The following is a 6000-nucleotide window of genomic DNA, read 5'->3' on the forward strand; positions in this document are numbered from 1 at the left end:
TCTGTACCACTACTGCGTGAGTATGTGCGTTTGAGGTGCAGGCAGCGTGTTCCGGCTCTGAGGGTGTGTAGGTAGGGACGCCGATGGGCATCGCACGTTGTACAGCGCGCTGGCCATGCCTTCCGCTTGCCTGGGTAGGGAACGAGGGGTTCATAACCTGCGGCACGTAGTTCGGCCTCGGCCGCCTTCCCCTCATCCATCAGCTCTCTGCAAGGGCACCAGCGAGAGTTTTTGAGGCTAACGGCACGAACCGACTGCACTTCCTGACAGGTGTCGCAACGCGTCCGCCATCGCAGCTCTTTGTTGCCCGGGTACGGTTCCAGAGGTACTAGCCCAGCCTGCCGCGCCAGGGTGGCAGCGTGTTCGGGAGTCCACCAGAGGTGTGCGCATCGCACACCAGCGCGTACTCGATTCAGGCGCGTTGACCTCTCTGCGCCACATGCGATGCAACGCGACCGCCAAGGCGCACTAGAGATGCCTGGGTAGGTCTCAAGCGGTTCGTATCCTGCTGCACGCATCGCCGCCACAGCGATTGCGGGAGAGATCCTGTTGGACACGGGGGTGAAGTCTCCATTTCATAGTGCTTCTGTCGTAGCAGTGCCGTGAGAGCCCGTGTTCGCCCGCCGCAGGGGACGGCAGGCGAACACGGGCTCTCCTTCCTCTCAGGCACACTCCCTATGGCTGCCTGAAAGGGCACTGCACCCATTCCGGCCGCTCGACCTGTCCAAGGGTTCGGGGTCGACCGAATCGGGCGTCTACGCCTGCCACTTGGGGCTAGGCTCGGATCATGGCTGAGGCTTTCGTCAGTGGTGACGCACTCCACCTTGCGTGTGGCATCTGTCCCTCGCGAAGTTTCCCGATTGGGGAGTTCGACGTGTTCGAGCGGCCAACGCAGGATTGTCCGTTCGATCCAGCGGACGGACATCGGTATACGGCTGACGGGACGCCGGTATGTGTCCACCCTGAAAAAGTCGGTCTTCCGGCTGCTCGGTACAAGAGCGAGAAAGCTCCGCTGGTCGCTGAAATTCACTTGCCTGCCGAACAATCCGAAGTGATCCCGTATCTTCGCGAATTGCTGTACGGCGCAGCACCAGTGCTGCTCGAAGGCCTCATTGAGCAAGCCTCGGCCGAGATTCGGCGAGTGTTCCCTGACCTCGACCCACTCACGACGCTGCGCCGCGCACTCAGCTAGGGGCTATGCCGCGACGACTTCGGCGAAGTCGATCACGTGGGCCTGCCCCATGTTGAGGAATCCCGCCGCTTCGTACTTCATGCGAAGGACGCCCAACCGCCGTTGTGCCTCCTCGTGGCCGATCCAGTACCGCTCGGGCGGTATTCCCCAAGCCAGTTCGTACGCCTGGTGCGTGTAGTCGCCGACTCGGTAGTCGGTGTGTTCTTGGTTGGTCTGGTGAATGATCTGGACACCGCACCGAGCTGTGATGCGTGCGAGGATCTGCGGCTGTGCGATCATCGCGTGCGTCATCTCGTCCACGGGAATGGCGACCGGGATTTCGGCCGTGTTCTCGTCGTCGGTCATCTGGAAGACTGCGGCCTTGAGGCAGAGCGCCCGAAGCCCCTCGGTGAAGAGCGGCGGCGCGTCCGTCACCTGGTCGTACATGCTGATGATGGGCGTTCCGCTGTAGCACGTCCAATCCGCGTCATACTTCAGTGACGCTGCCGCGAAGGCTGGGAACTCGGGGTCGTCCTGGAGGGCGGAGAGGATTTCCTTTGCTCGCCTCGCCACGCTTTCGGCGGCGGGAAGGGCCTGAGTTGAGATATTCACTGCTGAACTCTCCTTCTGTCGGGGAGGGGCCGCCCCTGCCGAATTCCGGTTGGTCGTGGGGGACGACGGTTCGGTTGTATCCGGCAGGGGCGGGGAAATTGGGGCCAATACTTCATGGCGAATCATCGGTGGGCGAGATATCAGACTTGGGGAGGGAGAAGCTCCAGCCGCATTTGTTGACTCTCTGAAATGCGTTCTTTGTGGCGGCACTCTTCGAAGGGGTCGGAGTTGACCAGTGAAAGGAAGAGGACGGGTCGCACAGTCCACTCGATCCAGGCGCCATGATCGCTGAGGGAGAAACCGCAAGGCTGTCCTCGGTGCAGCGCGGCTACGGCTCCGATGCATCCGTCTCCATCGGCCCATGTAAGAGCGCGAAAGATTTCCTGTGCCGGTAGCGCGGACACTAGGGTCCGCACTTCCACTCGAATGCGGCGGACTGCTTGGGCGGGGTTCGTCGTGGCGAAGTAGCTGGCTGACAGAACGTCAGAATCGGTCAGCGTGCTGGTTCTGATGCGCTCGCACCAGAACCCCGGTTGGATGAGCCCTGATGCTGCCCTGTCCGTCATGGGTTCTCTCCGCTCGCTTGGTGCAGGCGCGGAACCATGGAAAGAGTCGTGGGCTCTGCGGTCAGGATGTATACAGCCCCTTCCTCATCCGAAGCCCTGAAGAAGTAGGACTCCCCTCGGAGTAGTCCCTCTAGCGCCCATTGATGTTCGATGTTGTCGTTGAGCCAAGAGAGGACAGGGCGGGCAAACGGCGGGTCCAACTGATCCGCGACGTGTCCGGCGCGCTCTCGTAGCCAGCGCATGGCTAAGCGTGGCGTCTTCGTCGAGAGGCCCCCCAGGTACACCCGGTGTCCGCTCGGAAGGTGGGCGACGGCGCGAGCTTGGTAGCCGGTCTCCAGACAGCGCCATGTCGGCGCCTCCGCTTCTACCGTCGCTGCCATGATCACTCCGTAGTCCTCAACATCCGGGTAGCTCTGTGGGGTTGCTCCCTCTGCCACTACGCAACCGCACGATCACCGTGAGCGGTACGGTGGCAACGACGTGGGGACTTGAAAGCCCTGAAAGTTCCGGGAGCGCGGGAGTTGCTGCATGGGCGGACGCGAACCGAACACGGCGCTGAGTCGTCTACTCGCCGAATCGGGCTGGACGTTCAGTCAGTTCGCCATGGCCGTGAACCGTGTTGGCACGGAGTCGGGCGCTCCCCTTCGGTACGACGACTCGGCGGTGAGCCACTGGCTTGACGGCACGATCCCGCGAAAGGTCGTGCGGCCGTTCATCCTGGAAGCTCTCTCCCGGAAGCTGGGGCGTCCCGTTACGTACGAGGATGCTGGGCTTCCCTCTCCAGCTCTGGGAACAACGACCCGTCCAGATACCTTGGAAGGGTTGATGGAGCTGGGGAGGCAAGACATGGACCCGTCCCGCCGTGGTGTCCTCGGAGCTGGGCTCTTTTCAGTCGCTCTCACTATTCCTGACTGGCCAGACGTCGTGGGCCGGCTCACGGACGTGCAGATCGGAAAGGCTCGTCGCATCGGCTATCGGGAGGTTGACGCAGTAGCCGCGATGACCGAGAAGGTCTCAGAGCTGGATGATCAGTTTGGAGGCCGTGCCGCTCGGCCCATGGCGGCGGCCTTCCTGGTGAACACCGTTGCGCCGCATCTCCAGGCGGACGCGCCGGACGATGTACGCAAGTCCCTGTTGTCCACAACGTCAGACCTGCTCTATCTCACCGGCTTCATGGCCGTGGATGAGGGGCTCCATGGGCTGGCGCAGCGTTACTACGTCAAGGCTCTGGAGCTGGCCGGGGCTGCTGAGGATCACCTGACGTACTGCACGACTCTCCGGGGCATGAGTCTTCAGGCTGTGGACTTGGGGCACAGCTCACAAGCGTTGCGTCTCGCCAACGCAGCAGCGGCAGCGTCGCCCAACGCGGGTCCTCGGATGCGTGCATTCCTGGCCGGGCAACAAGCTCATTCGTATGCGGCGACTGGCGACCGATACAACGCCCTGAGCTTCATCAAAGAAGCCGAGGTTGCTATGGATCGGGCAGAGTCCCGAGCGAAGGCCTTCGGGAGCTACGCTCCGTCCTCCTTGGCCTATCACGTCTCCCAAGTGCGCTATGCCCTAGGCGACAAGCGGGGGGCTGTGGAGTCGCTGAAGGAGTCGAACCACCTGCGGAACAGCCACTATCGGCGGGTCAACGTCCGCTACAACGCTCTCTTGGCTGAGCGACAGTTGGAGCTTGGGCACCTTGAAGAGGCATGTACGACCTTCGACACAGTCTTGGACGATTACCCGTTGGTCCAGTCGGGAAGCGCTGACGAAAAGGTTCGGAACCTGCAAGCGCTCCTCAAGCCTCACCTACGGAACCGAGTAGCTCAGAGGGTGTACGAACGCTCTCTGTCGGTCAGCGCGTGACCTGACGGTCCGTCATGTACCTGTCGGCGTACTTCGTCGATCGATTCACTCATCCGGATAAGTGGTTGACCGCGCTGGTCGGGTTATCGGATGCTAGCCACTCATCCGGATGAGTGGCTAGCTGGCAGCGTGTCGGCGGCTGCTCGTCCTCTTCCGAATTGAAGGGGTTTTGATCATGGGGCGTAAGGTTCTGCGGTCGCTGGTCGTGTCGGGTGCGCTGGTGGCCGGTGTCGGCCTGGTGGGCGTCTCGGCGGCGTCGGCGATGATCGCGCCGGACCCGTGGGCTTCGTCGGGTCAGAGTGATCGGGGCGGCTCGGTCTCCTCGACCGATGCGACGGTGTTCAAGTCGGTCACGGTAGACGGGCTTCGGGTGCGCACGGGTCCGGGAACGGATCGGGCGATCCTCGGCCTGGTCTACGAGGGGGAGCCGGTGCAGGTGATCGCCACTCGCTACGACTGGACCGGTCAGCGCTGGGACGAGGTGATGTTGCAGCGGGATTCGGCGGGCGGCCTGCCGGGCGGTTATGTCGGCTGGGTCACTGAGGAGTACCTCTACTGAATGACGAGTCAGGAAGGTTGATCTAGGTCAGCGGCTCCCTCTCCGCCTTGGCGGGAGGGGGCTGTTCCTGTGTGGTCACTGAGTGATGCGTGTCTGTCACGTGATGACAGAGTGCGGGGGGTGTGCTTCTTTCAGGAGTTTCTTACCCTGACTGTGGGTAGCTGAGCGCTCGCCGTGTGCACGGGCATAGGCTGCTGGCCTATTTGACCTTGACGGGCATGTGTTCGAATTTCAAGCGTTGCGGCCCCCTGGTGGGTGATGATGGCGGCGCTGGGGGACCGGAAAGGGTGTGTGCGATGGTGAACGCTCCGGGGGAAGATTACGGAGGCCCCGAAGAAGCCGTGTTCGTGCCGGGAGTTGACTACGTGTCAGGTTGGCGGGTGGCAGACGAGGCGGCGCAGGAAGTGAACACGGCGTTGGAAGAGTTGGGCGTTGATGCCCGGCTGGCGCGTGCGGTGCCTCACGCGGGGGCGCACGGTGAGCCGGTGGTGTGGCTGCGGCCGGAGGATGCCCGCTTGATAGCTCGGGCGCTGCGTGGGGCGTGATGACACGTGTCTGTCGACGAGAGGGAAGGGGAGCGGGGATGGCGCGGGACGAGTGGAGGACTGCGAAGGGTTCTCGTGTGAGCATGCGGACGGATCGGCACGGAGAGTTCATCGTGTGTCAGGGGTGCGGGCGGCCGATCAAAATCACGGGTGCGGGTCCTGCGATGTTCGCCGTTCGGCAGCACGCGGAGAACTGCACCAAGTAGTGGGGACTGCTGCTTGGGCAGGCTGGGCCGGCTCATGGCTAGTGGTCTGTTGAGTACCCGAGCGCGGCGGAACGTGGCTGCTCAACGTGCGTGATGACCTCAATCGCACACGGATCTGTGCCAGGACGAAACCGCATCTGCGATTGAGGTTGTCACGCGTGGGCGGGGTCCAGGGGTGTGCTGTAGCACCCCTGGTACCACCGCCCGCAACCACTCTCGTCACGGTCTTGGGTGCCACGCTGAGCGGCGTTGGCATCCTGGGTCAACCAGTCTGTCGGCGGGCGGAGTTGGGGCCCGTGGCGGGCGGGTGCGGGCCTCGCTCTCGTGGGGCTCGCCTTCCTGGGTGACCGACCGGACAGACGACAGAAGCCCCTCGCGCTGACTGCGTGGGGGGCTTCTCTGCTGGGTCGGGGCGTGTGGGGTGTCGGGCGGTTGCCGACCGGACGGGACCGGCCGAAGGCCGCATGCCCGGCCGGGGCGGCAGGAC

The 6000-nt window shown here is 63.3% G+C and carries 4 protein-coding genes; 3 read left to right on the forward strand and 1 reads right to left on the reverse strand.

What is annotated here, in order from left to right:
* The first annotated feature begins 787 nt into the window (after positions 1–787).
* A complete protein-coding gene (locus ACFWP5_RS24760) occupies positions 788–1192 on the forward strand; it encodes a hypothetical protein (protein ID WP_384160467.1) in 405 nt (134 codons plus the stop codon).
* Between the two features lie 3 nt (positions 1193–1195).
* Here ACFWP5_RS24760 and ACFWP5_RS24765 read toward each other — a convergent pair whose 3' ends face one another.
* Entirely contained in the window at positions 1196–1618 is a 423-nt protein-coding gene (locus ACFWP5_RS24765) for a hypothetical protein (RefSeq protein ID WP_384160470.1), read from the reverse strand.
* A 1259-nt stretch (positions 1619–2877) separates the two neighbouring features.
* On the opposite strand from ACFWP5_RS24765, the gene ACFWP5_RS24770 reads away from it, so the two are divergent.
* Both ACFWP5_RS24770 and ACFWP5_RS24775 read left to right on the forward strand, forming a co-directional pair.
* The gene (locus ACFWP5_RS24770) at positions 2878–4203 is read left to right on the forward strand and encodes a tol-pal system YbgF family protein (RefSeq protein ID WP_384160473.1); all 1326 of its coding nucleotides are present in this window, start codon (positions 2878–2880) and stop codon (positions 4201–4203) included.
* Positions 4204–4378: 175 nt separating this feature from the next.
* Positions 4379–4762 carry an SH3 domain-containing protein gene (locus ACFWP5_RS24775; protein WP_384160476.1) on the forward strand — a complete coding sequence of 128 codons (384 nt, stop codon included), beginning with the start codon at positions 4379–4381 and terminating at the stop codon, positions 4760–4762.
* The last annotated feature ends 1238 nt before the right edge of the window (positions 4763–6000 follow it).

The organism is Streptomyces sp. NPDC058469 (assembly GCF_042721125.1).
Taxonomy (GTDB): Bacteria; Actinomycetota; Actinomycetes; order Streptomycetales; family Streptomycetaceae; genus Streptomyces.

Coding starts and splice junctions, on each gene's coding strand:
- ACFWP5_RS24760 (WP_384160467.1), top strand. CDS start 788: ATGGCTGAGGCTTTCGTCAGTGGTGACGCACTCCACCTTGCGTGTGGC.
- ACFWP5_RS24765 (WP_384160470.1), bottom strand. CDS start 1,618: ATGTACGACCAGGTGACGGACGCGCCGCCGCTCTTCACCGAGGGGCTT.
- ACFWP5_RS24770 (WP_384160473.1), top strand. CDS start 2,878: ATGGGCGGACGCGAACCGAACACGGCGCTGAGTCGTCTACTCGCCGAA.
- ACFWP5_RS24775 (WP_384160476.1), top strand. CDS start 4,379: ATGGGGCGTAAGGTTCTGCGGTCGCTGGTCGTGTCGGGTGCGCTGGTG.